Source organism: Halomonas aquatica (assembly GCF_040196335.1).
Classification (GTDB): Bacteria; Pseudomonadota; Gammaproteobacteria; order Pseudomonadales; family Halomonadaceae; genus Halomonas; species Halomonas aquatica.
In genome coordinates, this window is the sequence record NZ_JBEGCJ010000002.1 from 403887 (window position 1) to 430879 (window position 26993).

The following is a 26993-nucleotide window of genomic DNA, read 5'->3' on the forward strand; positions in this document are numbered from 1 at the left end:
AGGTTGGTCGGCGGGCGCGGTGGAGTCGCCGCGTTTTCGGGTGTACGGCCCTAGCCGGCCAAATCGGTCATTCGGTGGATGCTTTGCGGATCGCCGTCACCTTCTTGCCGCTGGCGCTGGCCGGGGTGGCCAGGAAGGCGGCCCATTGCTTCATCACGCGTGTGCGCTTGGGCAGGAGGTCGCCCCGGCGGTAGGCGGCTTCGGCTTGGTTGCCAATCGCGTGGGCCAACACCATCTCGGCCACGTCATGCGGGGTCGCGGTGCGCTCGGCCATCCAATCACGCAGGCTGCTACGGAATCCGTGGACGGTGGTGCGCTCGCGGTCGCCCATATCGTCCAGCACGTTAATCAGCGCACGGTCGCACAGCTTGCGCCCCATCTTGTTAGGAAATACCAGTCCCTCATCGGCCAGGGGCAGTGATCGCAGCAGCTCGACGGCAGCAGGCGCCAGCGGTACGCGATGCTCGCGGCGGCCCTTCATGCGCTCAGGCGGGACCGTCCAAACCGCCCCGGCCACGTCAATCTCCTCCCAACGTGCGCCCAGCACCTCGCCGGAACGGCTGCCCGTCAGGATAGTGAACGCCAGAGCCTTGGATGCCGTGTCGCCACGCTCGCTCAGGCGCGCCCAAAACGCCGGCATGTCATCAATGGGCATGGCGCGGTGATGGGCCTTCTTCATTATCTTGGCGGTCGCTGGCAGCACCGCGTCCAGGTTGCCTTTCCAGGCCGCCGGGTTGGGGCCGGCGCGATGCCCGTGGGCGGTCGCCCATGCCAGCACCGACTCGATACGCTGGCGCACGCGGGCGGCGGTGGTGGGCTTGCTCTGCCAGATAGGCTCAAGGGCTTGTTTGACGTGGACCAGCTCAATATCGGCCACGCTCATGGCCCCCAGCTCCGGCAAGGCGTATGCCTCCAGGCTTTGCCGCCATTGCTGGGAATGCCTGGGGCTACTGGCCTCGGCTTGCTTCACCTTAATGACGGCCTCGGCTGCCTGGGCGAAGGTCAACCGGCGACGCTCGGCTGCCAACCGCGCTTGCTGGGCGGCCTTCTTTTGGCTCAGGGGGTCGATGCCCTCGGCCAGCATCTCGCGAACTTTGCGGGCCTTGTCACGGGCCATGGCCAGCGACGTATCGGGATAGCCGCCTAGACCATGATCCCGGCGAACCTTGTAGGGCTTGCCGCTCTGGGCCAGGCGCGTCTCACCAGTGGTGTAGCGTAGAATCCATGAACGGGCGCCGCTCTTATCGACGCGCAGTAGCAAGCCAGCCACGTCGCCAACGGCATGGAAGCCGGGGGTGGTGAGGCGCTTCACCTCAAGGGCGGATAGGGGATGGGCTTTCTTCGGCATGGCGGCTTACCAACATCCTTACCAACATAGGCTGTGTTATTGGATGCTAGTACATGCCACGTCACGCCACAAGGAGAGGTGGGGAAAGCGCTGATTTCATAGGGATAGACTGGTGGGCCCAGCTGGACTCGAACCAGCGACCAAGGGATTATGAGTCCCCTGCTCTAACCAACTGAGCTATAGGCCCTTTCCGGAAGCGCCGAGCGGCGCCGCCGTATGATAGCGAAAGCAGCTGGGCGAGGCCAGCACCCAGGCCTCCGCGTTCACCAATGTGTCCTCCTCGTCGCGCAGGCCCAGAGGGGAAGCCGAGGATGAGGACCTGCTGCCGAATGCCCGCCTGTGCCATGAGGTCGCCTCCTCTCCGTCCATGTGCCTATCCCCCTGATCGGCGAATCGCGACCACGTCAGGGCATGAACCGTAACAGTCCGTTACCGGAAGGTAGTGAACCCGCGAGGGCCGCGTCGACTCAAAGCGCGGAGCGTGCTTCACGCTCGCGAACCTGACAACGTTTCAAGGAGAGAACGCATGAACCACGGCAAGCCGCTGTGCCACACCATCCAAAACGCCATCCTGAGCGCCCTGCTCGCCGGGGGGCTGGCCTTCTCCGGTGGCGTCATGGCCGCGTCCCAGGGCCTCTATTCCAGCAATGAGCTACTCGATGCCGGTGTCTACTCCACCTCCGACAACGAACAGATCGGCGAGGTCGAGGACATCCTGCTCGATAACGACATGACGGTGCGCGCCCTCGTCATCGACACCGGCAATCTGCTCGATCTCAAGGGCAACCAGCAGTTCGTGATCGAGGTCGGCAAGTTCACCGTGGAGACCCGAAACGGCAATAGCCTCGAGGAAATCGAGTACCGGGTGAATGTCGACCTGAACGAAGAGCAGCTTGCCCAGCAGCCGGAATACACCAACGACTGGTGGAAAGGCGCCCGGGAAAGTGCCCAGCAGGCCTGGGAAGAAACCAAGAAAGGCGCCGCCAGCGCCTGGGAAACCACGCAGGAGGGCGCCTCGCGTGCCCTGAACAGCATCGGTAAGGCCCTGGAGAACGTAGGCGAACAGACCCAGGAGGCCGCCGAGCGGACCAGCGAATAAAGGCTCGGCCGCCTTCCGTTCTCGTTGCCCGGTCATCGACCGGGTTTTGGTGAGTCCTCCCCCATCGCTAAGCAAGGATGCCACATGCTCGCCGAACTCTTCGCCGTGATGGCGCCCGTGCTCACCGGGGCGGGACTGGGGTTCATCTGGGTACGCCTCGGTCACGACTTTCCAGTGGCTTTCGTCACACGGCTGGTGTTCAACATCGGCACCCCGGCCCTGGTGCTGGCCTCTCTCGCAGGCGCAGAGATCGACGCCGGCAGCTTCGGGCGCACCATGTTGGCCACGGCGCTGGTGCTTACCATCATGGGCGGCATCGCCTTCCTGCTGGCCAGGCTGCTGGAGAAGGACTGGAGAGTGCTGCTGGCCCCCACCATGTATCCCAACACCGGCAACATGGGCCTGCCGGTGGTGCTTTACGCCTTCGGCAGCCCCGGCTTCGCGTTCGGTATCACGGTGATGGTCACGGTCGCGCTGTTTCAGTTCACCCTTGGCACCCTCCTGACGAGCAGCGGCAACCCGCTGAAGTCGCTGGCCAGGACACCGGTGGTCTACGCCATCCTGATCGCCCTGGGGTTGCTGCTCACCGATACCGAACTACCCCGCTGGCTTTACAACAGCGTCGACCTGATCTCGGGCTTCACCGTACCGCTGATGCTGATCACCCTGGGTGTCTCGCTGGCCAGCATGCATGCCCGCAATCTCGGGGCCGGCATCGGCTTCAGCCTGTTGCGTATCCCGGCGGCGGCCGGGATCGCCTGGGGCATCGGCACACTGCTCGCGCTTCCGCCCATGGCGCTGGCCATTCTGGTGCTGCAGATGAGCATGCCGGTGGCGGTATTCAACTACCTCTTCGCCCAGAAATCCGGTCGCGAGCCGCAGTACGTGGCGAATCTGGTGTTCTGCTCCACCCTTCTGTCGCTGGTCTACCTGCCGATCCTGCTGGCGATCCTGATGTAGTATCGAGCCAGCCGACGGCGGTGGCTGGTCACCTCACTCCCGGCTTGCTGTGGCGCCTTGCATCGATGCATTCACGCTGGTTTTTTCCTCCCGTTCAGCCCTTTCTGGATCGCTGTTCCCCGCCTCATTTTGCTAAGCATACTTTGCCAAATAGGGTGTTTTATTTGATTGGTCATTCAAACACCGCTAGGGTAGAGCGCATTCCATCGCCATCTCACGCCACGGTCAACGTTACCGTCTGGCAAAGTGATGTCGTTTTTTTACGTCACGACACTCGACCCTTCGGCGCTCTCCGCCGGACGACAGGGAGCCGACAAAAGGCAGAGCCAATGAACGAGAATCGAAACGTCAAGATTCGGGTACGCAACCTGAGCAAGGTCTTCGGCAGTCAGCCCAAGAAGGCCCTCGAAATGCGCGACCAGGGACTGAAGCGCCCCGAGATCCTCGACAAGACCGGCCAGACGCTTGGCCTGTCGAACATCGACTTCGATGTCTACGAGGGCGAGCTGCTGGTGATCATGGGGCTCTCCGGCTCCGGCAAGTCGACCCTGATCCGCTGCCTCAACCGCCTGATCGAGCCCACCGAGGGCGAGATCGTCATCGATGGCGAGGATATCCCTCAGCTGGACGACAAGGCGCTGCTGGAGTGCCGTCGCCGGCACTTCTCCATGGTGTTCCAGAACTTCGCCCTTTTTCCCCATCGCACGGTACAGCAGAACGCCGAGTTCGGCCTCGAGATTCGTGGTGTGGAAAAGGAAGAGCGAACCAGGGTGGCCCGCAACGCCCTTCACCAGGTCGGCCTGGACGGCTGGGAGGATGCCTACCCCAATCAGCTCTCCGGCGGCATGCAGCAGCGTGTGGGCCTGGCCAGGGCACTGGCCAATGATTCGACCGTACTGCTGATGGACGAGGCCTTCTCGGCCCTTGACCCGCTGATCCGTGGCGACATGCAGCAGGAGCTGCTCGAGCTGCAGCACCGCATGCAGAAGACCACAGTCTTCATCACCCATGATCTGGACGAAGCCATCAACATCGGCGACCGCATCATCCTGCTCAAGGATGGCGAGATCGTGCAGATCGGCACCCCTGAGGAGATCCTCACCCAGCCTGCGGACGACTATGTGGCGCGCTTCACCGAGGGCGTGGACATGTCGAAGATCCTCACCGCCGAGCACGCCATGCGTCCGGTACGGGCCACCGCCCGCGAGGAAGACGGTCCGCGCACCACGCTGCACAAGATGAGCGAGAACGGCCTGGACTCCATCTGGGTCACCAACCGCGAGCGCAAGCTGTTGGGGCTCGCCGAGGTGAACGCCGTGGAGCAGGCGGCAAAGGAGGGCAAGGACAGCATCCGGGACATCATGACCCAGGACTTCCGCTCGGTCGGCCCCGAGGAGCCCTTGCACAACCTCTTCGCCATGTTCAGCGATAAGAGCTTCCCCATCGCCGTGGTGGATGCCGACAAGCGGCTACAGGGCGTGGTGATCAAGGGCACCGTCCTCGATGAACTGGCACAGGCAGGAGAAAAGTAATGGCTACCGAATTCCCGAGCATCCCGCTGGGCCAGTGGATCGAGGGCGGTCTCGACTGGCTGACCACTGAATATTCGGGCGTGACCCGCGCCATTTCCCAGGTCACCCAGACCGGCATCGACGGACTCAACGACGGCCTGTTCTGGCTGCCGCCCTGGGCCCTGCTGTTGATCATCGTCGGCCTGTGCTGGTGGGTGGCGAGCTATCGCCTGGCCATCGGTGCCGCTCTGGGCATGGCACTGATCTGGAACCTGGATCTGTGGGACCCGATGATCGAGACCCTGACCCTGGTGGTGATCGCCACCTTCGTCGCGGTGCTCATTGCCCTTCCTGTGGGCATCTCCGCCGCGCTCTCCGAGCGACTCTACCGGACGATCATGCCGGTGCTGGACTTCATGCAGACCATGCCGGCGTTCGTCTACCTGATCCCGGCGATCCCCTTCTTCGGCATCGGCTCGGTCTCGGCGATCTTCGCCACGGTGATCTTCTCCATGCCGCCGGCGATCCGCTTCACTACCCTGGGCATCCGTCAGGTGCCCGGTGATCTGATCGAGGCCGCCGATGCCTACGGGGCTACCCGCAGCCAGAAGCTCTTCAAGGTCCAGCTGCCGATGTCATTGCCCACATTGATGGCCGGCATCAACCAGACCATTATGCTGGCCCTCTCCATGGTGGTGATCGCCGCCATGATCGGTGCCGATGGCCTGGGGAGCGAGGTATGGCGCGCCATCCAGCGCCTGCGGCCGGGCGACGGCTTCGAGGCCGGCATCGCCGTGGTGATCCTCGCCATGCTGCTTGACCGCGTGACCCAGTCCCTTCGCAAGGGCCGCAAGAAGTAAGCCGTTGATAGCATCCCCTTGAATCATCAGGGAAATGTATCAAGGTAGCACTGCACATTCTTGAAAGAGGTATAGATTCATGACCAAGCAACCGCTTAGCCGTCGCATTCGTTTCGCCAGCCTGGCGCTGATCGCCGGTACCGGCATCGCCGCTGGCTCCGCCCAGGCTCAGGACAAGGGCACCATCGAGCTGGCCTACGTCGAGTGGTCCTCCGAGGTCGCCTCCACCAATGTGGTCCGCGCCGTGCTGGAACAGGCCGGCTACGAGGTCGATATCACCTCGCTCTCCGCCGCCGCCATGTGGCAGTCCATCGCGAGCGGAGATGCCGACGCCATGGTCGCCGCCTGGCTGCCGACCACCCACGCCAACTACCTGGAGCGGGTAAGTGACGATGTCGTCGACCTGGGCCCCAATCTGGACGGCACCAAGCTGGGACTGGTCGTGCCCGCCTACACCGACGTCGACACCATCGCCGATCTCGAAGAGAACGCCGATACCTTTAATGGCACGATCACCGGCATCGATCCGGGCGCCGGCCTGATGAGTCTCACCGAGAAGGTCATCGAGTCCTACGAGATCGATGAGCTGGACCTCCAGAGCGGCAGCGGTGCCACCATGACCGCGGCCCTGGCCAGCGCCCTCAACAATGAAGAGGACATCGTGGTCACATCGTGGACGCCACACTGGATGTTCGCACGCTGGGATATCAAGTACCTCGAGGATCCGAAGAACGTCTACGGCGGCGCCGAGCAGATCCACACCGTCACTCGTGCGGGCCTGAAGGAGGACCTGCCGGGTGCCTACGCCATCCTGGATGCCTTCGAGTGGACCCCCGAGCAGATGGGTGAGGTCATGCTGGGGAACCAGGCTGAAGACGCCGAGCCCTACGAAGTTGCCAAGAAGTGGGTCGAGGAGAACCAGGACGTGGTGAAGGAGTGGCTGCCCGAGGCGTGAGGGCAGCAGGCTCGCCCCAGGCGAGCCTGACCATTCGATAACGGGAAGGGGGGGCACGAGAACAGGTCTCCCCTTTTCGCATCAGGGCCCTTATTCACAGCAGGCCCCGGCCCAATTCGGGGCCGGCAATACCTGCACTGGAAAGGGTGGTGCGTTCAGTTACCGTAGAGGGAAAGAGCCCTGTCGTTGAAAGACCGTCTGGCCTTTCGACGCCAAGCGGGCACAATGGATGCACCACAGCACAGTCCCAGACCACCATCCTTAGCAACATCCTTAGCAATACGGAGGCGCAGGCATGTTCAAGAAGATCATGGTGCCGGTAGATCTGGCACACCTGGAGCTGATCGAGCCATCGCTGCAGGCGGCAGCGGACCTGGCCAAGCACTACCAGGCCGAGGTGTGCTATGTCGGCGTCACAGCCAGCACGCCGGGAAGCGTGGCTCACACACCCGAAGAGTACGCAGAGAAGCTCGAGGCCTTCGCCCAGAAACGGGGCAATATGCATGGCCAGCCGGTCAGCAGCAAGACCATCGTCAGCCCGGATCCCATTGCGGATCTCGACAACACCCTGATCGAGGCGATCGATGACGTCGGCGCCGACCTGGTCGTCATGCCGACCCATCCGCCCAAACATGCGGATGCGGTGATTCCCTCCCATGGGGGCAAGGTGGCGACCCATACCAAGGCTTCGATCTTTCTGGTCAGACCCTCCGCCGGAAAGTGACCCAAGAACGCTTTACCACCCATCAACTGCAAGGGAGATGACTAGTGGCTAATGACCCCAACGACAAGAGTGCCAAGGAGCCGAATACCGGTTCCGAGGGCATCCCGGCACCGGAAGGGCCGGCGAACCTTATCGATACCGATTACGTGATCGGCCAGGACAATATCACCGCATCACCGCTCGGCATCAACGTGGACCTGCACGGCAAGGTGTTCACGATATCGTCTCTGGTCATCCTGTTCTTCGTGATCATCACCCTGGCGCTGCAGGATTATGTCACGCCGATCTTCGACGCGATCTTCAGCTTCCTCACCGGCAACATGAGCTGGTTCTTCCTGCTGGCGGCCAACATCTTCGTGATACTTGCCATCGGGCTGATCTTCACGCCCCTGGGCAAGGTCAGGATAGGCGGCGCACATGCCAAACCCGAATTCAGCTACACAGGCTGGTTCGCGATGCTGTTCGCCGCGGGCATGGGCATCGGGCTGATGTTCTATGGGGTGTCGGAGCCGCTGACGCACTTCGGCACCGCCATGGGCGGCACCGCCACGGAGAACGGGATGCGCACCGACTGGGCGCCCCTGGGTGCCGCCGCCGGTGACCAGGCCGCCGCCATCGATCTGGGCATGGCCGCGACCATCTTCCACTGGGGCCTGCACCCATGGGGGATCTATGCGGTGGTGGCCCTGGCACTGGCGCTGTTCTCCTTCAACAAGGGCCTGCCTCTGACCATGCGCTCGATCTTCTACCCGATCCTGGGTGAGCGCGTGTGGGGCTGGCCGGGGCACCTGATCGATATCCTGGCGGTATTCGCGACCCTGTTTGGCCTGGCCACCTCGCTGGGCATGGGCGCCTCCCAGGCCGCGGCGGGTCTCGGCTACCTGTTCGGCATTCCCAACAACAACGTCACCATGGTGCTGCTGATCATGGGCATCAGCCTCGTGGCGCTGATGTCCATTCTGGCGGGTGTCGACAAGGGCGTTCAGCGCCTGTCCCAGCTCAACATGGCGCTGGCCTTCCTGCTGCTGGGCTTCGTGATAATGGTCGGCCCGACGCTTGCGATCGCCACCGGGTTCTTCAATAACCTGGCTTCCTATCTGGTCAACCTGCCGGCGCTCTCCATGCCCTTTGGTCGCGAGGATGCCAACTTCAGCCAGGGCTGGACCGCCTTCTACTGGGCATGGTGGATCTCCTGGTCACCGTTCGTCGGCATGTTCATCGCCCGCGTCAGCCGTGGCCGCACCGTGCGTGAGTTCCTGATCGCGGTGATGCTGGTGCCATCGACCGTCTCGGTGCTGTGGATGACCGCCTTCGGCGGAACCGCCATCGACCAGGTGATCAGCGATGGGTTCACTGGCGTGCAAGACGCCGCTCTCGAGCTGCAGCTGTTCGTGATGCTCGGCCAGCTTCCGCTGACCCAGATCACCTCCTTCGTGGGCATCGTGCTGGTGATGGTGTTCTTCATCACCTCCTCGGACTCTGGCTCGCTGGTGATCGACTCAATCACCGCCGGCGGCAAGGTCGATGCCCCCAAGCCGCAGCGCGTGTTCTGGGCCCTCATCGAGGGTGCCATCGCCATCGCCCTGCTGCTCGGCGGCGGCCTGGCGGCGCTCCAGACAGCGGTGATCACCACCGGCCTGCCTTTCACGGTGGTGCTGCTGGCGGCCTGCTACGCCATCGTCAAGGGCCTGATGAGCGAGCCCAGATCGGGCTGAACGGCTGAAATACCATCTAGTGGCCTGATCAATGCATCGGGCCCGGCCCCAAGGGGAGAGACCATCCGGCTCTCCCCTTTTTTCATACTGTCTGATTCATTCTGTCGAGTTCATTCTCCCGGTTCATTCTTCGACCCGTCCTGCCGCACCTGCACGGCATTTTGTCGCAATCAAGAGACATATGCCTGCAAAGGTCGACCCTGATCATGTACAGTGCGAGCTATTCACTGTGCGGGGCGTTGAAGACGTCTCGGGCAGGAGGTTGATAAGCGACAATACCGGATGCACCGGAAGTTTTTCGCCGTCAACAGGGAGAGACAGACATGTATCGCAAGATCATGGTACCGATCGACCTGGCACACATGGAACTGATCGAGCCATCGCGGACCTCGACAACACCCTGATCGAGGCGACCGATGACGTGGGCGCCGACCTGGTCATCATGACGACTCATCCTCCCAAGCACGTGGATGCGGTGATCCCCTCCCGCGGCGGTACGTTGGCGACCCACACCAAGGCCTCGATCTTCCTGGTCAGACCCTCCGCCTGAACGTTCACCCAATCTTCAACACCCAAGGGAGATGACGAGTGGCTAACGATCCCAACGACAAGAGTGCCAAGGAGCCGAATACGGGCATGGAGGGCATTCCGGCACCGGAAGGGCCGGCGAACCTCATCGATACCGATTACGTGATCGGCCAGGACAATATCACCGCCTCACCGCTGGGCATCAACGTTGACCTGCATGGCAAGGTCTTCACGATATCGTCCCTGCTGATCCTGTTCTTCGTGATCATCACCCTGGCCTTGCAGAACCAGGTGGCGCCGATCTTCGACGCGACATTCAGCTTCCTCACCGGCAACCTGAGCTGGGTGTTCCTGCTGGGCAGCAATATCTTCGTGCTGGTCAGCCTGGGCATCGCGCTGTCGCCGTTGGGCAGGGTACGCATCGGTGGTGCTCATGCCAGACCCGAATTCAGCTACGCGGGCTGGTTCGCCATGCTCTTCGCCGCGGGCATGGGCATCGGGCTGATGTTCTATGGGGTATCGGAACCACTGACGCACTTCGGCACCGCCATGGGCGGGACCACCGTGGAGAACGGAGTCCGCACCGACTGGGCGCCACTGGGGGCCGCCGCGGGTGATCAGGCCGCCGCCATCGACCTGAGCATGGCTTCGACCATTCTGCATTATGGCGTGCACCCCTGGGGTAGCTATGCCATCGTCGGCCTGGCATTGGCCATCTTTGCCTTCAACAAGGGCCTGCCGCTCACCATGCGTTCGATCTTCTACCCGATCCTGGGGGAGCGCATCTGGGGCTGGCCCGGCCACCTGATCGACATCCTGGCGGTCTTCTCCACCCTGTTTGGCCTGGCCACCTCCCTGGGCCTGGGCGCCTCCCAGGCCGCCGCGGGCCTGAGCTACCTGTTCGACGTGCCCAACTCCAACGTGACCATTGTGCTGCTGGTCATGGGCGTTACCGCCATGGCCCTGGTCTCGATCATGCTGGGCGTCGACAAGGGCGTGCAGCGCCTCTCCCAGCTCAACATGATACTGGCCTTCCTGCTGTTGGTGTTCGTTATCATCGTGGGTCCGACACTGCTGATCGCCACGGGCTTCTTCGAGAACCTGATAGCGTATGCCGTCCACCTGCCGGCGCTTTCCATGCCCTTCGGTCGTGATGATGCCAACTTCAGCCAGGGCTGGACCGCCTTCTACCTGGCCTGGTGGATCTCCTGGTCACCGTTCGTCGGCATGTTCATCGCCCGCGTCAGCCGCGGCCGCACCGTGCGCGAGTTCCTGATCGCCGTGCTGCTGGTGCCAACCCTGGTTGCCGTGCTGTGGATGACCGCCTTCGGCGGCACCGCCATCGACCAGCTGATCAGCGACGGATTCCAGGGCGCGAAGGACGCGGCCCTCGAACTGAAGCTGTTCGTGATGCTCGGCCAGCTGCCTCTGAGCGAGATCACCTCCTTCGTCGGCATCGTGCTGGTGATCGTATTCTTCGTCACGTCCTCCGACTCCGGCTCATTGGTGATCGACTCCATCACCGCCGGCGGCAAGGTCGATGCCCCCAAGACGCAGCGTGTCTTCTGGGCCGTCATCGAGGGCGCGATCGCCATCGCCCTGCTGCTGGGCGGCGGCCTCAGTGCCCTGCAGAGTGCGGCGGTGTCCACCGGCCTGCCGTTCACCATCGTGCTGATATTTGGCTGCTACGCAGTCGTCAAGGGTCTGATGAGCGAGCCACGCGCCAAGTAGCGGAAACCTTCAACCCGGCGCCATCGGCGTCGGTAAGCAACAGCAAGGCGGCCTGAGTGCCGCCTTTCTTATGCCTGCTACTCACGATCTCCACTGGGGACACTGTCAGGTCCAGAGCTCGCCGACCGGGGTATCGAGGCTGAAGTGCGTGGCCACCTGAGCTTGCAGCAGCTCGGCGGTGGCCAGGGCATCAATCAGGGCATGGTGGCCCGAGTAGACCGGCAGGCCATAGCGCGCCCGGCTGTCATAGAGGCGGATGGAGGCCGGCGGCCGGCCGATCCAGCGCCTGAAACGCGCCAGCAGCGACTGGCGATGCCGTTTTGCCTCCAGCGACATGGTGTCGATGACCGGGAACAACAGCCCCTCCCCCCGTCGCGCCTTCACGGCGGCATCCAGGAAGGGGCGCTCGATGTGCCGGAAGTGCACCACCACCAGGCGTCCCGCCAGGGCCTCCAGCAGCTCGTCGAGGATCTCGTCCAGGTCCGGGGCATTCGCGATGTCGGAGTGGGTAATGTGATGGAAGGTCACCGACTTCTCTTCCAGCGGCCGTGGGGGCCTGAGCACCCAGTAGCGCCGCTCGGAGAGCAGGATGCGCCGCAGCGTGAAGGGCACCAGGCCGATGCTGACGATGGCGTGGCGACGTTCGTCGAGGCCGGTGGTCTCCATGTCCAGGGCGACCATGGGCACCTCACCGATGGGAGTGTCGGGCGCGACGGCCCCGGCGGCGAAGAAGCTTGCCAGTGCCGGGTCCTGCACCTGCTCGGCTCGGCTCGCCAGGAACTCGGGCCAGCCTGGCGCCGGCGGCGGCCGCCTGCGTCGGGGAAGGCGCATCTCAGCGTGACCGCGACGGCATGGGATAACGGAACTTGAGGAATTTCTGGGCGTTGCTCAACACCTGGAAGGCATCCTTGAGGTTGTGGCGCTCGGTATCGGAGACGTTTTCCGGTTCGATGTTGTTGTCCGGCACCTGCTCGTGCTGGAGATCGATCATCTGGTGGCGGATGCGCGACATGCTAAGGAACTCGAAGGCATAGCGCAGCCGGTCGCTGACCCCGGGGGCAAGCAGCTGGGTGCGGTCGATGTCATCCAGGCGGTCGAAGCTGTTCTGGGCCCGTGAACCACAGGCCAGGGCATGGATGCGGATAAGGTCGGTCATGGGTGCGGTGCCCCGGCGCTTGAGATTGATGGAGTTGTTGTGCTTGCCGTCCTTCTCCATCACGAAGGTGCGAAAGAAGCCCAGGGGCGGTGTGCGGTTCAGGGCATTACGCGCCATGGCGGCCAGGAAGAGCGGTGACTTGGGCGCCTGCTCGGCGATCAGGTCCTGGAGCTCCTCGACGAGCGGGTTGTCGCCGAAGACGGTGTCCAGATCGAAGAAGATCGAACTGTGCAACAGACGCTCCGGGGTGGGCTCCTGGATCCAGTCACGGAAATAGCCCTTCCAGACCGAGAGCGGCTGACGCCACCGCGGGTTGGTAGCCATGATGTCGCCCTTGCAGTAGGGATAGCCGCAGGCGGCCAGGCCATCGCTGAGCCGCTGGGCCAGGACGAGGAAATAGTCGTCGTGAAGGGCGGGATCGAAATCGTCGGAGAGCACCAGGGCATTGTCCTGGTCGGTGACGATGGACTGCTCGTTGCGGGCCATGGAGCCCAGCGCCATCAGGCAGTAGGGCACCGGCGGCGGCCCCAGTTCCGCCTCGGCCAGCTCCAGCAGGCGCCTCGACAGGCTGCGCCCGATGGTGGAGAGCGCGCTGCCGACCATGCGTGAATCGGCGCCATCCTCGACCAGGCGCACGAAGGCCTCCTGGACGTCGGGAGTCAACCGGGCAAGGCCTTCGATGCTGGATTGGTGGAAGATGTTGCTGACCAGGTAGAGGCTCGAGTGGGTCTCGTGACGGATGATGTCGGAGAGATGGACGATACCGACCGGCGAGCGACGGTGCATGACCGGCAGGTGATGGATGTTGTTGCGCAGCATGCAGAGCATGGCCTCATGGACCGACTCGTCGGACTGGACGGCGACCAGACGGTGACCTGTCACCTCCCCTATCGGAGTGTCGGCGGGGCGCCCCGCGGCCACCACCTGCTTGCGGAAGTCGCTGTCAGTGAGGATGCCCGTGACCTGCCAGGCCCGACCCTCGCTGTCGCGGAAGGTATAGCGGGGGTTGTCGCTCGGCACATCGAGCACCAGCACCGCCGAGGCCTGGGCCTCGGTGATCTGCCGGGCGGCCTCCTGGACGGTGGTGCTGGCCTCCAGCATCAGGGGGTAGCGGGTCAGCAGCTTGCGGATCCGAGTGACCATCATGTCGTTCTGCTGCTTGTCCTGCTCCACCGTCGACTCGAGCCGCGGGCGCTCCACCTCGACGAAGTCGGCGAAGTGCGCGTCGGCCTCGCAGAGCTGGTAGAAGACCGACTCAGGAATGAAGTAGATCAGGCTGTCTTCCATGGCCCGGGCGGGAAAGCGGACTCGACGGTTCCGCAGCAGGCTGAAGTGGCCGAAGATGTCGCCCTCGCCCAGGCGGTTGTAGAGTTCGCCGCCACGGCGATACACCTCCACCGCCCCACTGCGGATGTAGCAGAAACCCTGAACCTCGTCATCGAGCACCAGGATGTCGCTGCCGGCCTTGAAATAGGCCACGTCCACCTGACCGGCTACCTCGTCGAGCAGCTCGTCCGAGATCCGGTCGAAGGGCGCGAACCGTCCCATGTGCTGGCGAATCTCAAGCAGTTCCACTTCCATGGCCATGACTTCCGAGCGGTGGTGAAAGGACCAGTCTGTAATGGCCTGTTGGCGCTGTAAAGTCGATCGAGCCTGTCGAAGGAGAGCCCACTGCGCAAGCGCCCTCTCGGCAGGCATGCCATGACGCAGGGCCAAAACGAAGAAGGCCACCCCGTGGCATGCACGGGGTGGCCTTTCGGTGGCCGACGAACGGCCACAGGGTGAGACACTCTTCTTACGAACTCTGGTCCTCGGTGGAGGCGCTGACCTTGGCCATCTCCTGCACGCGTTGCATCAGCTCCGGGTCCTGCTGAATGGCCTTGCCGATGGCGTTGAAGGTATCCACCTCGAGACCGCTGTCCTGCACGGCCTTGACCATCACGTCATTGGCCTCCTTGCGGACCTCCATCTGGGCCTCCTCGCCTTCCACCGCCTGCAGCTGCTGGGTGAAGTCCTGGGCGATCACGGCAATCTCCTTGGACGCATCGGCGAACTGCTGAAGCTGATCATCCGAGAAGTCCTGGGCCGGCGCAGTGGCCTGCGGCTGTTCTGCGTTGTCCGCCGCAGCCTCGTCCTGCTGGGCCTGGGCCTGGGTGGCGGCAAGGCCGAGAGAGAGCAGCGCGGCCGAGAACAGTGCAGTCATCCGTTGCATGAATACCTCCAGAAAGTCGTGTGTGTGCCCTCGTGAGACGAGCGATCGCCCACAGGGTTCAGTGTTGTCGTGTAATGATTTGAAAAGACGACGCTCCCCGAAGGGAGCGTCGTGCATTGTGACAGTGGAACTGCCTGCTAGCCATAGGCCAGGTTGGGCAGCCATGTCACCAGGGCCGGGAAGAGGATGACCAGCAGCAGGCCCACCGCCTGGATGCCCAGGAAGGGGAAGGACGACTTGAAGATCTGCGCCATGGTGATGTGCGGCGGGCACACCCCCTTGATGTAGAACAGCGCATAGCCGAATGGTGGGCTCAAGAAGGACATCTGCATGTTGACCAGGTAGATGACGCCGAACCACAGCGAGACATCAGTCGGGTCGACGCCGGGCAGGCCGAACACGCCATCGAAGCTCAGTCCCTGGATCAAGGGCACGAAGATCGGAACGGCCAGCAGCAGAATGCCGACCCAGTCGAGGAACATGCCCAGCGCTACCAACAGCACCATCATCAAGGCCAGCACCGCATAGGGACCAAGGCCGGCGCCGGAGATCAGCTCCTGCACGAACTGCTGGCCACCCTGAAGGATGTAGAAGCCGACGAAGATGCTGGCACCGAAGATGATCCACATCACCATCGCCGAGGCGACCAGGGTGGTCATGCAGGCGGCGTGCAGGTTCGGCCAGGTCAGGCGACGGTGCATCGCCGCCACGATCAGGGCACCGAAGGTACCGATGCCGGCCGCCTCTACCGGGGTGGCGATGCCGGTGAAGATGACGCCGAGCACCAGGATCACCAGGATGATCGGCGCCAGCATGTTACGCAGCAGGCGCAGCTTCTCCTTCATGTCGACCCGGTCCTCGACAGGCATCGGCGGCGCCATATTGATGTTCAGGGTGCCGCGCAGCCAGCAGTAGAAGCCGTACATGAAGGCCAGCAGCAGGCCGGGAATCAGCGAGCCGAGATAGAGCTCGCCGACCGACTGCTGGGCGATGACGCCGTAGATGATCGCCAGTATCGACGGCGGGATCAGGATGCCCAGGGTCCCGCCGGCCATGATCGAGCCGATGGCGATCTCAGGATCGTAGTTGCGCTTGAGCATCGCCGGCAGGGCGATCAGGCCCATGGTCACCACCGCGGCGCCGATGACGCCGACCATGGCGGCCAGCAGGGTGGAGGCGATGACGGTGGCAATGGCCAGGCCTGCCCGCAGGCCGCCCATCCACTTGTAGACGACGTCGAACAGCTCCTCGATGATGCCGGCCTTCTCCAGCACCGAGGCCATGAAGATGAACAGCGGGATGGCCGACAGCTGGTAGTTGGTCATCATCGGGAAGATGCGCGACGGCATCAGGTTGAGCATGGCCTGGTCGCCGACCAGGTAAAGGAAGACCACACCCAGGCCACCGGTGACGAAGGCCAGCGGCAGGCCCGCCACAAGCACCACCATCAGCGAGCCGAACATCACCAGCGTCAGGGCACCGATGCCGACGGAGCCGAGGCTGTTCTCGATGCTCCCCGCAAGGCTGTCATAGTCGGTCACCGCGATGTTGACCATCTCGAACAGGGTCCAGGCCGCGATCACGATGGCGATGATGAGCAGCACCTGGGCAAAGGTCCTGCCACCCTCATGCAGGCGCCAGTGATAACGGAAGGACTGAGCGTCACGGACCAGTTGGCCGAAGCCCTGGAGCAGCAAGAGTAACGCGCCGAAGAAGAGCATGAACTTGATCGGGTAGAACTGGATCGCCCACTCGGTGAAGGAGGTCTCGTTGGCGTAGCTGGAACCGAAAAAGTATGCATCGCTCACCGACTGTGAGAAGAACTTCCAGCCGGTCACCATCAGCGCGAGGGTGAAGATGAAGAAGAAGATCGATGTCATCAGGTCCAGCGCCGCCTTGTTCAGAGGCCTGGCACGCTGATAGAGGATATCGACGCGGACGTGTCCGCCTTCACGCAGGGCAAAGGCCCCCGCGATGAGGTACTGCATGCCGAACATCAGGGTCATCGACTCATGCACCCAGTTGGTCGGCGAGTTGAACGCGTATCGGACCAGCACTTCATAGGCGAAGGCAAAGGGGGCGATCAGCGCCCAGTAGGCCACGTAACGGCCGGAAAACCCTGAAATACGGTCGACGATGGTGGTGAACAGATTGCCGGGGGGCTGGTAGCCGACCTCGACTTCCTCACCGGCGGGCACCTCGGCGGTGTCCCCGCCGTCGACGGAACCGCCACGACGGAAGCTGCGGTCGACGAAGAACATCACCACCAGCGGCAACAGCAGCAGCATCGACCAGTAGAGCCAGTGCGGCAGGACAAAATCAATCTCAAAATTCATGGATACTCCTCCGCGGCACCATCACCTCCCGGCGATGGCAACGGAACCTCGAGTCGGCGGGATGCGGGATTAGTAGTGGTCACTCACCCAAGCCGGGTGCTGCGGCCCGCAGGCCACAACACCCGTGATGGTGGAGCAGGTCAGGTTACAGGTTGAGTTCGTAGTCCTTGATGTCTTCCGGGGTGATCAGCGCCACTGCCGGGTCCATCATGGTGTCGAGGTGTGCCTTGAACAGGCGGGCGGCGTCCTTGTCCTTGTTGGCCCACTTGAACCACAGCGGCACGGCGACTTCACGGAAGCGGTCGGCGTCATTCTCGGTGAGGTGAATGATTTCGACGCCCTTCTCCTTGTACTTCGGCCAGGCTTCGGCGTTGGCCTTCTGGATCGCCGCGTAGTGCTCGCGGGAGTAGGCGGCCACCAGGTCGTGCATGAGGTCCTGGGTCTGGGTCGACATGCGCTCGAAGACGCGGCGGTTGACCGAGATATCCATCAGGTCGACGGCCTGGTGCAGGCAGGGCGTGGAGGGCGGGCCCATGATGATGTAGTCCGCCACCTGCCAGAAGCCCAGCTCGAAGTTGTTGGCCGCGCCAGTGTAGTCGGCCGCGTCGATGGTGCCCTTCTCCAGGGCCGGATAGACCTCGGAGCCCGGCAGCAGGGTGGTACGCGCGCCAGCGGCGGCGAAGGTCTCGGCCACGATCCCGCCCGGCATGCGAAGCTTGACGCCCTTGAAGTCGTCGAAGCTGCGCAGCGGCTTCTTGGAGTGGATCAGGTTCATGTCATGGTGGACATAGCCCAGCAGCTCCTGGCCCTGCTTGCGGTACAGGTCCTTGGCGAGGTCGAAGCCGCCGTAGGCACCGAACATGATGTCCCACTGATGGGGCAGCGACAGGCCCATCGGATAGGCGGTCAGGAACACGCCGGCCGGCATCTTGCCGGGCCAGTAGACGGTGAACCAGTTCTGGCCGTCGAGCACGCCGTTACGCACGGCATCGGCCACCTCGAAGGCACCGGCCACGGCACCCGCAGGGAACGGCTCGATGGTGACCTCGCCGCTGGTCGCCTCGCCCACGCCCTTGGCCCACTTCTCGAAGATGCGATAGCCCGGGGTTCCCGGCGGCCAGGACGACTGCATACGGATGTTGATACCTTCCTGGGCCTGAACGTTGCCAATCCAGGGAGCGGTCACGGCGGCGGCGGAGCCAACCGCGGCGGCCTTGAGGAAATTACGGCGACTGGGGGTCTTGAACGCTTCCTTGACGCCCGCGTTATCGACCGGTGAGATGCTTGGTGTCTGCTTATCGTCTTGCATGGCGTTGACTCCTGATTGTAATGAGCGCGCCCGTTATTCCACGAGCGTCGACCGGACCTTCTTGTTTTGTTGTCATCCCTGGGCCATCTGGGTATGCCGGTGATCCGGAAGACCTGCCGACAAACCGGCCTCACCTCCTGTGAGACCTGAGAAGAAATCGTTTATCTGGAAACGTCTTCCACAGCGGAAGCTATTGAAGATCATGCACCCGGCCAACAGGAACTTTCAACGCTACCGACCTTAGACCATTGGTCAGTCCATACGACAAACAGGTCCAATGGCTTGTATATACAAGTAAAATATGGTCTGACCAATTCTCCGAGAACGAAGTAACTACGACCAAAGCACAATCCCCGAGATTGGCTTCCCGTGCCCTCACCCGCGATGATGCCCCTTTCTCGGACCCCTGAAGCCCCCATTCTCCGACCCCGGAAGCCCCGACATGACATCGGAACGTCACCGCCAGGCAGCCCTGACTGCCATGCCAATCGTCTTCGTGGCTCTGTGGAGCACCGGCTTCATCGGCGCCAAGTTCGGCCTGCCCCATGCCGAGCCCTTTACCTTCCTGTTCGTGCGCTGCGTACTGACCCTGACGCTGCTGGTGCCGATGATCCTGCTGATGCGCGCAGACTGGCCACGAAGTGCCGGGCTGTGGGGGCATATCGCGGTCTCGGGCCTGCTCGTCCACGGCGCCTATCTCGGGGGCGTCTTCTATGGCATCTACCAGGGCATGCCGGCTGGGCTGGCCGCCCTGCTGGTAGGGCTCCAGCCCCTGCTGACCGCGGGGCTCGCCGGCCCCCTGCTGGGTGAGCGACTGGGCGCGACTCAATGGCTGGGGTTGGTGATGGGACTGGCCGGCATCGCCCTGGTGCTGGGCGGCAAGCTCGACCCGGGCGAGAGTCTGTTCCAGGGTTTCGGTATCGGCGCCCTGGCCAGCGTGCTGGTGGCCCTGGTCGGCATCTCGCTGGGCACCCTCTACCAGAAGCGCTTCTGCACCGGCATGCCGCTGCTCTCCGGCACCGTGGTGCAGTATCTCGCCACCGGGACGCTGATGGGACTGGGCGCTCTGCTGTTCGAGACGCGGGAGATCGACTGGACGCCTACCTTCCTGCTGACGCTGGGCTGGCTGGTGCTGGTGCTGTCGATCAGCGCCATCCTGCTGTTGATGGCACTGATCAGGCGCGGGGAGGCCTCGCGGGTGGCGAGCCTCTTCTACCTGGTTCCACCGATGACGGCCCTGGAGGCGTGGTGGCTGTTCGACGAGCGCCTGCCGCCCCTGTCACTGGTCGGCATGGCCATCGCCATCACCGGGGTGGTGCTGGTGGTGAAAAGCCGTTCGGCAGGCACTCAGAGCCCAACGATTCAAAGCCGTTCGAGATAGGCGGTACCGCCGAGGTTGCGCATCTGCTGGCGGATCCAGACACTGCGCCGTTCCACCAGGGGACCTGGACGAGCCGCATCACGGCCGCGGGGGTCGGGGAGGATGGCCGCCAGTCGGCTGGCCTGGGCCTCGCTCAGCTGACTGGCGGAGACGCCGAAATAGTGGCGAGAGGCGACCTCAAGACCGAACACCCCTGTATCCCACTCCACGATATTGAGGTAGACCTCGAGAATACGCTGCTTGGGCCAGAGCACCTCGATCAGCAGCGTGAACCAGGCCTCCAGCCCCTTGCGTACCCAGCTGCGGCCGGTCCACAGGAAGAGGTTCTTGGCGGTCTGCTGGCTGATGGTGCTGGCTCCGCGCAGACGCCCCCCGTTGCGGCTGGCTTCCCAGGCGCGACGCATCTCGGCGATGTCGAAGCCGTGATGACGCGGGAAGCGCTGATCCTCGGCGGCGATCACCGCCAGCTTGGCCTGATCGGAGAGGCTCTCCCAGGGACGCCACTGGTGGCGGATGTCGAGGGATTCCCCGGCAATCCACGACTGGACTTTGCGTTCTACCATCACCATGGAGCCGAACACCGGGACCACGCGAAGCAGCAGCACCAGAACCACCGAGCACACCACGAAGCCGAGCACGGTGCGCCAAAGCACACGCCAGACCCACCGCTGCCAGTCCCGCTTCATTGCACGCCCCCACTCGACCATCGGCTCCCCTCGCCCACTCAAGAATACCCGCTCAGCGCTTCTTCAGGCGCTCCGCATGGTAGCGCAGGTGCTCCTCGATGAAGCTGGCGATGAAGAAATAGCTATGGTCGTAGCCTGGCTGGCGCCGCAGGGTCAGAGGATGGTCGTGCTCGGCGCATACGGCCTCGAGGCGTTCGGGACAGAGCTGCTTCTCGAGGAAGTCATCGGCCTCGCCCTGGTCGATGAATAGCGACTGGCTCGAAGCCCCGCGGGCCACCAGCTCGCAGGCATCATACTGGGTCCACAGCCCACGGTCCTCGCCAAGGTAGCCGGAAAAGGCCTTCTGCCCCCAGGGGCTCTCACTGGGATTGACGATGGGCGCGAAGGCCGACACCGCACGATAATGGCCGGGACGTCGCAGCGCCAGGATCAAGGCACCGTGCCCCCCCATGGAGTGGCCACTGATCGACTCGCGGCCGTTGACCGGAAAATGCTGGCGCACCACCGAGGGCAGCTCCTCGGACACGTAGTCGTACATGCGGTAGTGCTTCTTCCAGGGTTCCAGGGTCGCGTTGACGTAGAATCCCGCGCCGCTGCCGAAGTCGTAGCTATCGTCCTCGCCGGGCAGGTCGGTGCCGCGTGGACTGGTGTCCGGACAGACGATGGCGATGCCGAGCTCGGCGGCTACCCGGTGGGCCCCGGCCTTCTGCATGAAGTTCTCGTCGGTGCAGGTCAGGCCGGACAGCCACCACATCAGCGGCACCCGCTCGGTCTCCGCCTGAGGCGGCAGGTAGATGCCGAAGGTCATCTCGCAGTCCAGCGCCCTGGAACGGTGGCGATAGCGCTTGTGCCAGCCGCCGAAGCTCTTGTTGGCAGAGACCAGCTCGAGGTGTTCGCTCATGCTCATGAATCTTTCTCCTGAAGGCCGGAAAACCAAAGCCTTCCCTGTCACTCGGATGTACCAGCAAATTGGCGCTGGGTGCTCAGGTGCTGCCCTCTTGGCCCGTCACTCAGCTTCGGGCGTGAATAACCCATCACGCGGCTTCGGGCGCGAATAACCCATCACGCGGCTTCGGGCGTGAATAAAAAGCGGCGCATCATCAATAGTGCAGGACGGTGCGGATGCTCTCGCCTAGGTGCAACAGCTCGAAGGCCTCGTTGATCTTCTCGAAGGGCATGTCATGGGTGATGAAATCGTCGATATTGATCTCGCCGTTCATGTAGCGCTCGACGTAGTCCGGCAGCTCGGTGCGCCCCTTCACCCCGCCGAAGGCGGAGCCCTTCCAGACCCGGCCGGTGACCAGCTGGAACGGCCGCGTGGAGATCTCCTCGCCGGCCCCGGCCACGCCGATGATCACCGATTCGCCCCAGCCCTTGTGGCAGCACTCCAGTGCCTGGCGCATGACATTCACGTTGCCGATGCACTCGAAGGAGTAATCGACGCCGCCGTCGGTCAGGTCGACGATGACCTGCTGGATGGGATCCGAGTGGTCCTTGGGATTGACGAAGTCGGTGGCACCGAACTGCTCGGCCAGCGTGAACTTATCCGGGTTGACGTCGATGGCGATGATGCGGCTGGCCTTGGCCATCACCGCTCCCTGGATCACCGCCAGGCCGATCGCACCGAGCCCGAAGACGGCGACCGTGGACCCCGGCTCAATCTTGGCGGTATTCATCACCGCCCCGATCCCGGTGGTCACCCCGCAGCCAAGCAGGCAGATCTTGTCCATCGGGGCCTCCTTGGAGACCACCGCAAGCGAGACCTCGGGAAGCACCGTGTACTCGCTGAAGGTGGAGGTACCCATATAGTGATGCAGCATCCTGCCATCCAGCGACAGGCGCGAGGTGCCGTCGGGCATCACGCCCTTGCCCTGGGTGGCACGCACCGAGCTGCACAGGTTGGTCTTGCCGGAGAGGCAGAACTTGCATTGGCCGCACTCGGCGGTATAGAGCGGGATGACGTGGTCACCTGGACGCACGCTGGTCACGCCTGCCCCCACTTCCTGGACGACGCCGGCGCCCTCGTGGCCCAGCACCGCCGGGAAGTTGCCCTCCGGATCGGCCCCGGAGAGGGTGTAGGCATCGGTGTGACAGACGCTGGTGGCGGCCATGCGTACCAGCACCTCGCCGGCCTTCGGGCCCTCGACATCGATCTCGACCAGCTCCAGGGGCTTGCCGGCCTCCATGGCGACCGCGGCACGTGACTTCATGGCATCTTCCTCGTTCGGCGTGAAGTGATTCTGACGACAGTCTAGGCAATCCCCCTCCCTGGATAAACTGCATCAAATGCAGGACATTATTGTCATACAGCAACAATTCTGTCGGAAGGAGTCATCATGCAACGCTGGGATCGGGTCGAGGCCTTCGTCGAGGTCGTCCGCCAGGGGACCTTCGCGGCCGCCGCACGCCGACTTCGGGTCTCCGGCTCCCATGTCAGCCGCCAGGTCAGTCAGCTCGAGAGCCAACTGGGCACCACCCTGCTCTTCCGTACCACGCGCCGGATCCGCCTCACCGAGGCCGGCACCCTCTACTACCAGCACTGCCATCACCTGTTCGACGGCTTCCGCGAGGCCGAGGCCGCCGTGAAGGACCTTCAGGCCCGTCCCAGCGGCATCCTGAGCCTGACCTCTGCCACCACCTTCGGGGAGCGCTTCGTGGCCCCCCTGGTCAACGACTTCCAGTCCCGCCACCCGCAACTGGGGGTCCGTCTGCACCTGACCAATCGCCAGGTCGACCTGATCGACGAAGGCTTCGACATCGCCATCCGCATGGGCCACCTCGAGGACTCCTCGATGATCGCCCGCCGGCTCTGCGAGCGCCGCGAATACGTGGTCGGCGCGCCGGACTACTTCACCCGCAGGCCACAGCCCCATGCCCTCTCCGAACTCGCCCATCACCGCTGCCTGGTGGGCTCGCGAGATCACTGGCGCTTCGCCGTCGAGGGTGCGCGCCGAGAGGTACGAGTCGTGGGCCCCTGGGAGGGCAACTCGGGACCGGCGCTACTGGATGCCGCGCTCAAGGGCCTGGGGCTGGCTCAGCTTCCCGACTACTATGTGGATCCCCACCTGGCCAGTGGTGAGCTGATCTCGGTCCTCGATACCTACCGGCACGACGACACCGCGGTATGGGCCGTCACCCCGCGCCACCGCCACCGCTCGCCAAAGATTCGCCAGTTCATCGATTTCCTGGCCGAGCATATCGACGGGCAGTTGCCGGGACGTCGTTGATCACCCCGTATAGCTGATCGCCCCATATAATGGAAAGGACGCCCCGAAGGGCGCCCGATGTCGGCGTGGCCTCTCGGCCCTACTTGAAGTTCTTGCGCACCAGCTTGCCGATCTCGCCGACGATGCCGCTGCGAAAGCTCAGCACGCAGATCACGAAGATCGCACCGAGGATCACGCTCACCCAGTTCCCCAGGGGCGACTGGGCCAGTTGGGTCTGCAGGCTGACCACGAGGCCGGCGCCCACCACGGGGCCGAACAGCGTGCCCACCCCGCCCAGCAGGGTCATCAGGATCACCTCGCCAGACATGTGCCAATGGGCATCGGTCAGCGAGGCCAACTGGAACACCACCGTCTTGGTGGAACCCGCCAGGCCCGCCAGGCCCGCGGAGATGACGAAGGCCACCAGCTTGTAGGCATCCACATTGTAGCCCAGCGAGACCGCCCGGGGCTCGTTCTCGCGGATCGCCTTGAGCACCTGCCCGAAGGGCGAGTGCACGGTGCGCTGAATGATGGCGAAGCCGATCACGAAGATCGCCAGCACGAAGTAGTACATCGGGAGGTTTTCACTCAGGCTGATCAGCCCGAACAGTTCCCCCCGGGGAACGCCATGCAGGCCGTCCTCGCCCCCGGTGAACGGTGCCTGGATGAAGAAGAAGAACATCATCTGCGCCAGGGCCAGGGTCACCATGGCGAAGTAGATCCCCTGGCGACGGATGGACAGTACGCCGAAGAAGGTGCCCAGCACCACCGCTGCGAGGGTACCGATCAGGATACCCGCCTCGGGCGTCAGGCCCGGGTAGCTCGAGAGCATGATACCGGTGAAATAGCCCCCGGTGGCCAGGAAGGCCGCATGGCCGAAGGAGAGCAGTCCGGCATAGCCCAGCAGCAGGTTGAAGGCACAGGCGAAAAGCGCGAAGCACAGCACCTTCATCAGAAATACCGGGTAGATGGCGAGCGGTGCCACCAGGGCGAGTGCCAGGAGTACCAGGTAGAGCAAGTTGCGCCGCATCCGCGCGTTGCGTTGGCGCTGCATGGCGGGGGTCAGTGCTTGTGTCGTGGCCATCACGTCATGCCTCCTTGCCGAAGAGTCCCGCGGGGCGCATCAACAACACCAGGATCATCACCAGGAAGATCACGGTGTTGGCCGCCTCAGGGTAATAGACCTTGGTGAGGCCCTCGATCAGACCCATGGCCAGGCCGGTGATGATCGCACCGAGAATAGACCCCATGCCGCCGATCACCACTACGGCGAAGACCACGATCAGCAGGCTCGAGCCCATGGTCGGCGATACCGGATAGAGCGGCGCCGCCAGCACCCCGGCGAAGGCGGCCAGCGCCACGCCGAAACCGTAGGTCAGGGTGATCAGCTGCGGCACGTTCACGCCGAAGGCCTGCATCAGGGCCGGGTTCTCGGTCCCGGCACGCAGGTAGGCCCCGAGCCGTGTACGCTCGATGATGAACCAGGTGCCCACGCAGACCACCATAGCCGCCACCAGCACCCAGGCACGATAGATCGGCAGAAACATGAAGCCGAGGTTCATGCCGCCCTGGAGTGCCTCGGGCGTGGGGTAGCTCGACCCGGATACCCCGAAGATATTGATCAGCGACCCTTCCAGGATCAGCGCCAGGCCGTAGGTGAGCAACAGCCCGTAGAGATGGTCGAGGTGGGCAATGCGTCTCAGGATCAGGCGCTCGAGCACCACCCCCAGACCCCCCACCACAAGCGGCACCAGCAGCAGAGCAACCCAGTAGTTGATGCCAAGATATTCCAGGGCCAGCATCGCCGCGAAGGCGCCCAGCATGTACTGGGCCCCGTGGGCGAAGTTGATGATCTTCAGCAGCCCGAAGATCACCGCCAGCCCCAGGCTGAGCAGGGCATAGAAGGCGCCATTGATCAGGCCCAGCATCAACTGGCCCATGAACACCGCCAACGGCACCCCGAAAATCATCGTCATGTCACGGTCCTCCCGTCAGAGGGGCGACGGCCGAGGCCGCCGCCCTGTCTGGCCCTGCTCAGTTCTGGACCAGCTTGCACTGGCTTTCGGAGAGCGGACGATAGGCCTCGTCGGCGGGAATGGTGCTCTTGATCTTGTAGAGATCCCACTCGCCGGTGGACTCCTCCGGGGACTTCACCTCGGCGAGGTACATGTCGTGGACCATGCGGCCGTCTTCGCGGATGCGACCATTGCGGGAGAAGAAGTCCTCGACGGGCGTCGCGGCCATCTGGGCGCGGACCGCCTGGGACTCGTCGGTGTCCGCCGCATCCACGGCGTTGAGGTAGTGCATGGTGCTGGAGTAGACGCCGGCCTGGACCATGGTCGGCATGCTGCCCACGCGCTCGAAGTAACGCTCGGCCCACTCGCGAGACTGGTCGTCCATGTCCCAGTACCAGCCGGTGGTGAGCAGCAGGCCCTGGGTGGATTCGAGGCCCATGGCGTGGACGTCATTGAGGAAGATCAGCAAGCCGGCGAGCTGCTGGCCAGACTGCACCAGCCCGAACTGGCTGGCGGTCTTGATGGCGTTGACGGTATCGGAGCCGGCATTGGCCAGGCCGACGATCTTCGCCCCGGAGCCCTGCGCCTGCAGGATATAGGAGGAGAAGTCGCTGGTCGGGAAGGGGTGGCGCACGCCCCCGATGATCTCGCCGCCGTTCTCTTCCACCACCTTGGTGACATCGCCTTCCAGGGCATGTCCGAAGGCGTAGTCGGCGGTGAGCATGAACCAGGTATCGCCTCCCTGGTCAACGACGGCCTTGGCAGTGCCGTTGGCCAGCGGATAGGTGTCGTAGACCCAGTGGATGTGATTCGGGGTGCAGTGTTCGTTGGTGATGCTCGAGGCCGCGGAGCCGGAGATGATCGCAAGGCCACCCGCCTCTTCCAGCACCTTGCTCACGGCGATGGAGACCGAGGAGGCCACCATGCCGGCGACGAGGTCGACGTTCTCCTGGTCGACCCAGCCGCGCACGGTGTTGGCACCCACATCGGCGCTGTTGCGGTCATCGGCGCTGAACACTTCGATCGGCACGCCGTTGACCTCACCGCCGAAGTCCTCCACGGCCATGTTCAGTGCCTCAAGGCCGCCCGGACCAGCCAGGTCGCGATAGGTGCCGGACATGTCGGCGAGATAACCGATGCGCAGCTCATCGTCGGTCATCTCTGCCTGGGCGCCGCTCGCGACCAGGGTGGTGGCGGCAAGGGCGATGCTGCTGGCGAGGATCTTCCTGTTGAAGGTCATGTTTATCTCCGTGGCCCCGGG

22 protein-coding genes and 1 tRNA gene are annotated in these 26993 nt (G+C 63.6%); 10 read left to right on the forward strand and 13 right to left on the reverse strand.

The window, feature by feature from the left end; all coding sequences use genetic code 11:
* Window positions 1-67 precede the first annotated feature (67 nt).
* Together ABE960_RS05000 and ABE960_RS05005 are read right to left on the reverse strand one after the other, a co-directional pair.
* Complete coding sequence (locus ABE960_RS05000) at window positions 68-1348, reverse strand: tyrosine-type recombinase/integrase (protein WP_349761140.1); 1281 nt, start codon at window positions 1346-1348, stop codon at window positions 68-70.
* A gap of 110 nt (window positions 1349-1458) precedes the next feature.
* A tRNA-Ile gene (locus ABE960_RS05005) sits at window positions 1459-1535 on the reverse strand.
* Window positions 1536-1874: 339 nt separating this feature from the next.
* Between ABE960_RS05005 and ABE960_RS05010 the strand changes: the two genes are divergently transcribed.
* The 8 genes from ABE960_RS05010 (at window position 1875) to ABE960_RS05045 (ending at window position 11431) form a co-directional block, all read left to right on the forward strand.
* Complete coding sequence (locus ABE960_RS05010; protein WP_349761141.1) at window positions 1875-2447, forward strand: PRC-barrel domain-containing protein; 573 nt, start codon at window positions 1875-1877, stop codon at window positions 2445-2447.
* Window positions 2448-2531: 84 nt separating this feature from the next.
* The gene (locus ABE960_RS05015) at window positions 2532-3407 is read left to right on the forward strand and encodes an AEC family transporter (protein WP_349761142.1); all 876 of its coding nucleotides are present in this window, start codon (window positions 2532-2534) and stop codon (window positions 3405-3407) included.
* Window positions 3408-3736: 329 nt separating this feature from the next.
* Window positions 3737-4939 carry a quaternary amine ABC transporter ATP-binding protein gene (locus ABE960_RS05020; RefSeq protein WP_349761143.1) on the forward strand — a complete coding sequence of 401 codons (1203 nt, stop codon included), beginning with the start codon at window positions 3737-3739 and terminating at the stop codon, window positions 4937-4939.
* Entirely contained in the window at window positions 4939-5778 is an 840-nt protein-coding gene (locus tag ABE960_RS05025) for an ABC transporter permease (protein WP_349761144.1), read from the forward strand. The genes ABE960_RS05020 and ABE960_RS05025 overlap by 1 nt, the downstream gene beginning before the upstream one ends.
* A 79-nt stretch (window positions 5779-5857) precedes the next feature.
* A complete protein-coding gene (locus ABE960_RS05030; protein ID WP_349761145.1) occupies window positions 5858-6733 on the forward strand; it encodes a glycine betaine ABC transporter substrate-binding protein in 876 nt (291 codons plus the stop codon).
* A 295-nt stretch (window positions 6734-7028) separates the two neighbouring features.
* On the forward strand, window positions 7029-7457 hold the full coding sequence (locus tag ABE960_RS05035; RefSeq protein WP_349761146.1) for a universal stress protein: 429 nt from the start codon (window positions 7029-7031) through the stop codon (window positions 7455-7457).
* A gap of 44 nt (window positions 7458-7501) precedes the next feature.
* Window positions 7502-9172, forward strand: coding sequence for a BCCT family transporter (locus ABE960_RS05040; protein WP_349761147.1), 1671 nt, complete (start codon window positions 7502-7504; stop codon window positions 9170-9172).
* Between the two features lie 636 nt (window positions 9173-9808).
* A complete protein-coding gene (locus ABE960_RS05045; RefSeq protein ID WP_349761392.1) occupies window positions 9809-11431 on the forward strand; it encodes a BCCT family transporter in 1623 nt (540 codons plus the stop codon).
* Window positions 11432-11536: 105 nt separating this feature from the next.
* Here the strand turns inward: ABE960_RS05045 and ABE960_RS05050 are convergent, their stop codons facing one another.
* The 5 genes from ABE960_RS05050 to dctP form a co-directional block, all read right to left on the reverse strand.
* Window positions 11537-12262, reverse strand: coding sequence for a 3'-5' exonuclease (locus tag ABE960_RS05050; RefSeq protein ID WP_349761148.1), 726 nt, complete (start codon window positions 12260-12262; stop codon window positions 11537-11539).
* A gap of 1 nt (window position 12263) precedes the next feature.
* Window positions 12264-14168 carry a DUF294 nucleotidyltransferase-like domain-containing protein gene (locus ABE960_RS05055; protein ID WP_349761149.1) on the reverse strand — a complete coding sequence of 635 codons (1905 nt, stop codon included), beginning with the start codon at window positions 14166-14168 and terminating at the stop codon, window positions 12264-12266.
* 214 nt (window positions 14169-14382) lie between these two features.
* Window positions 14383-14799, reverse strand: coding sequence for a DUF4168 domain-containing protein (locus tag ABE960_RS05060; RefSeq protein WP_349761150.1), 417 nt, complete (start codon window positions 14797-14799; stop codon window positions 14383-14385).
* 137 nt (window positions 14800-14936) lie between these two features.
* Window positions 14937-17135, reverse strand: a complete 2199-nt coding sequence (locus ABE960_RS05065; RefSeq protein ID WP_349761151.1) for a TRAP transporter large permease subunit — start codon at window positions 17133-17135, stop codon at window positions 14937-14939.
* A gap of 145 nt (window positions 17136-17280) precedes the next feature.
* On the reverse strand, window positions 17281-18444 hold the full coding sequence (gene dctP, locus ABE960_RS05070; RefSeq protein ID WP_349761152.1) for a TRAP transporter substrate-binding protein DctP: 1164 nt from the start codon (window positions 18442-18444) through the stop codon (window positions 17281-17283).
* Window positions 18445-18886: 442 nt separating this feature from the next.
* On the opposite strand from dctP, the gene ABE960_RS05075 reads away from it, so the two are divergent.
* A complete protein-coding gene (locus ABE960_RS05075) occupies window positions 18887-19825 on the forward strand; it encodes a DMT family transporter (RefSeq protein ID WP_349761153.1) in 939 nt (312 codons plus the stop codon).
* Here ABE960_RS05075 and mtgA read toward each other — a convergent pair.
* From mtgA to ABE960_RS05090, 3 genes are all read right to left on the reverse strand, one after another.
* On the reverse strand, window positions 19807-20511 hold the full coding sequence (gene mtgA / locus ABE960_RS05080; protein ID WP_349761154.1) for a monofunctional biosynthetic peptidoglycan transglycosylase: 705 nt from the start codon (window positions 20509-20511) through the stop codon (window positions 19807-19809). The genes ABE960_RS05075 and mtgA overlap by 19 nt on opposite strands.
* A gap of 52 nt (window positions 20512-20563) precedes the next feature.
* On the reverse strand, window positions 20564-21418 hold the full coding sequence (gene fghA / locus ABE960_RS05085; protein WP_349761155.1) for an S-formylglutathione hydrolase: 855 nt from the start codon (window positions 21416-21418) through the stop codon (window positions 20564-20566).
* A gap of 193 nt (window positions 21419-21611) precedes the next feature.
* Complete coding sequence (locus ABE960_RS05090) at window positions 21612-22721, reverse strand: S-(hydroxymethyl)glutathione dehydrogenase/class III alcohol dehydrogenase (protein WP_349761156.1); 1110 nt, start codon at window positions 22719-22721, stop codon at window positions 21612-21614.
* A gap of 126 nt (window positions 22722-22847) precedes the next feature.
* Between ABE960_RS05090 and ABE960_RS05095 the strand changes: the two genes are divergently transcribed.
* A complete protein-coding gene (locus ABE960_RS05095; RefSeq protein WP_349761157.1) occupies window positions 22848-23738 on the forward strand; it encodes a LysR family transcriptional regulator in 891 nt (296 codons plus the stop codon).
* Between the two features lie 79 nt (window positions 23739-23817).
* Here the strand turns inward: ABE960_RS05095 and ABE960_RS05100 are convergent, their stop codons facing one another.
* From ABE960_RS05100 to ABE960_RS05110, 3 genes are read right to left on the reverse strand one after another with little or no spacing between them, the layout of a single operon-like run.
* Complete coding sequence (locus ABE960_RS05100; RefSeq protein ID WP_349761158.1) at window positions 23818-24801, reverse strand: branched-chain amino acid ABC transporter permease; 984 nt, start codon at window positions 24799-24801, stop codon at window positions 23818-23820.
* Between the two features lie 4 nt (window positions 24802-24805).
* Entirely contained in the window at window positions 24806-25693 is an 888-nt protein-coding gene (locus ABE960_RS05105) for a branched-chain amino acid ABC transporter permease (protein ID WP_349761159.1), read from the reverse strand.
* A 58-nt stretch (window positions 25694-25751) separates the two neighbouring features.
* Window positions 25752-26972 (reverse strand): ABC transporter substrate-binding protein, encoded by a 1221-nt coding sequence (locus tag ABE960_RS05110; protein ID WP_349761160.1) that lies wholly within the window; start codon window positions 26970-26972, stop codon window positions 25752-25754.
* Window positions 26973-26993: the final 21 nt, after the last annotated feature.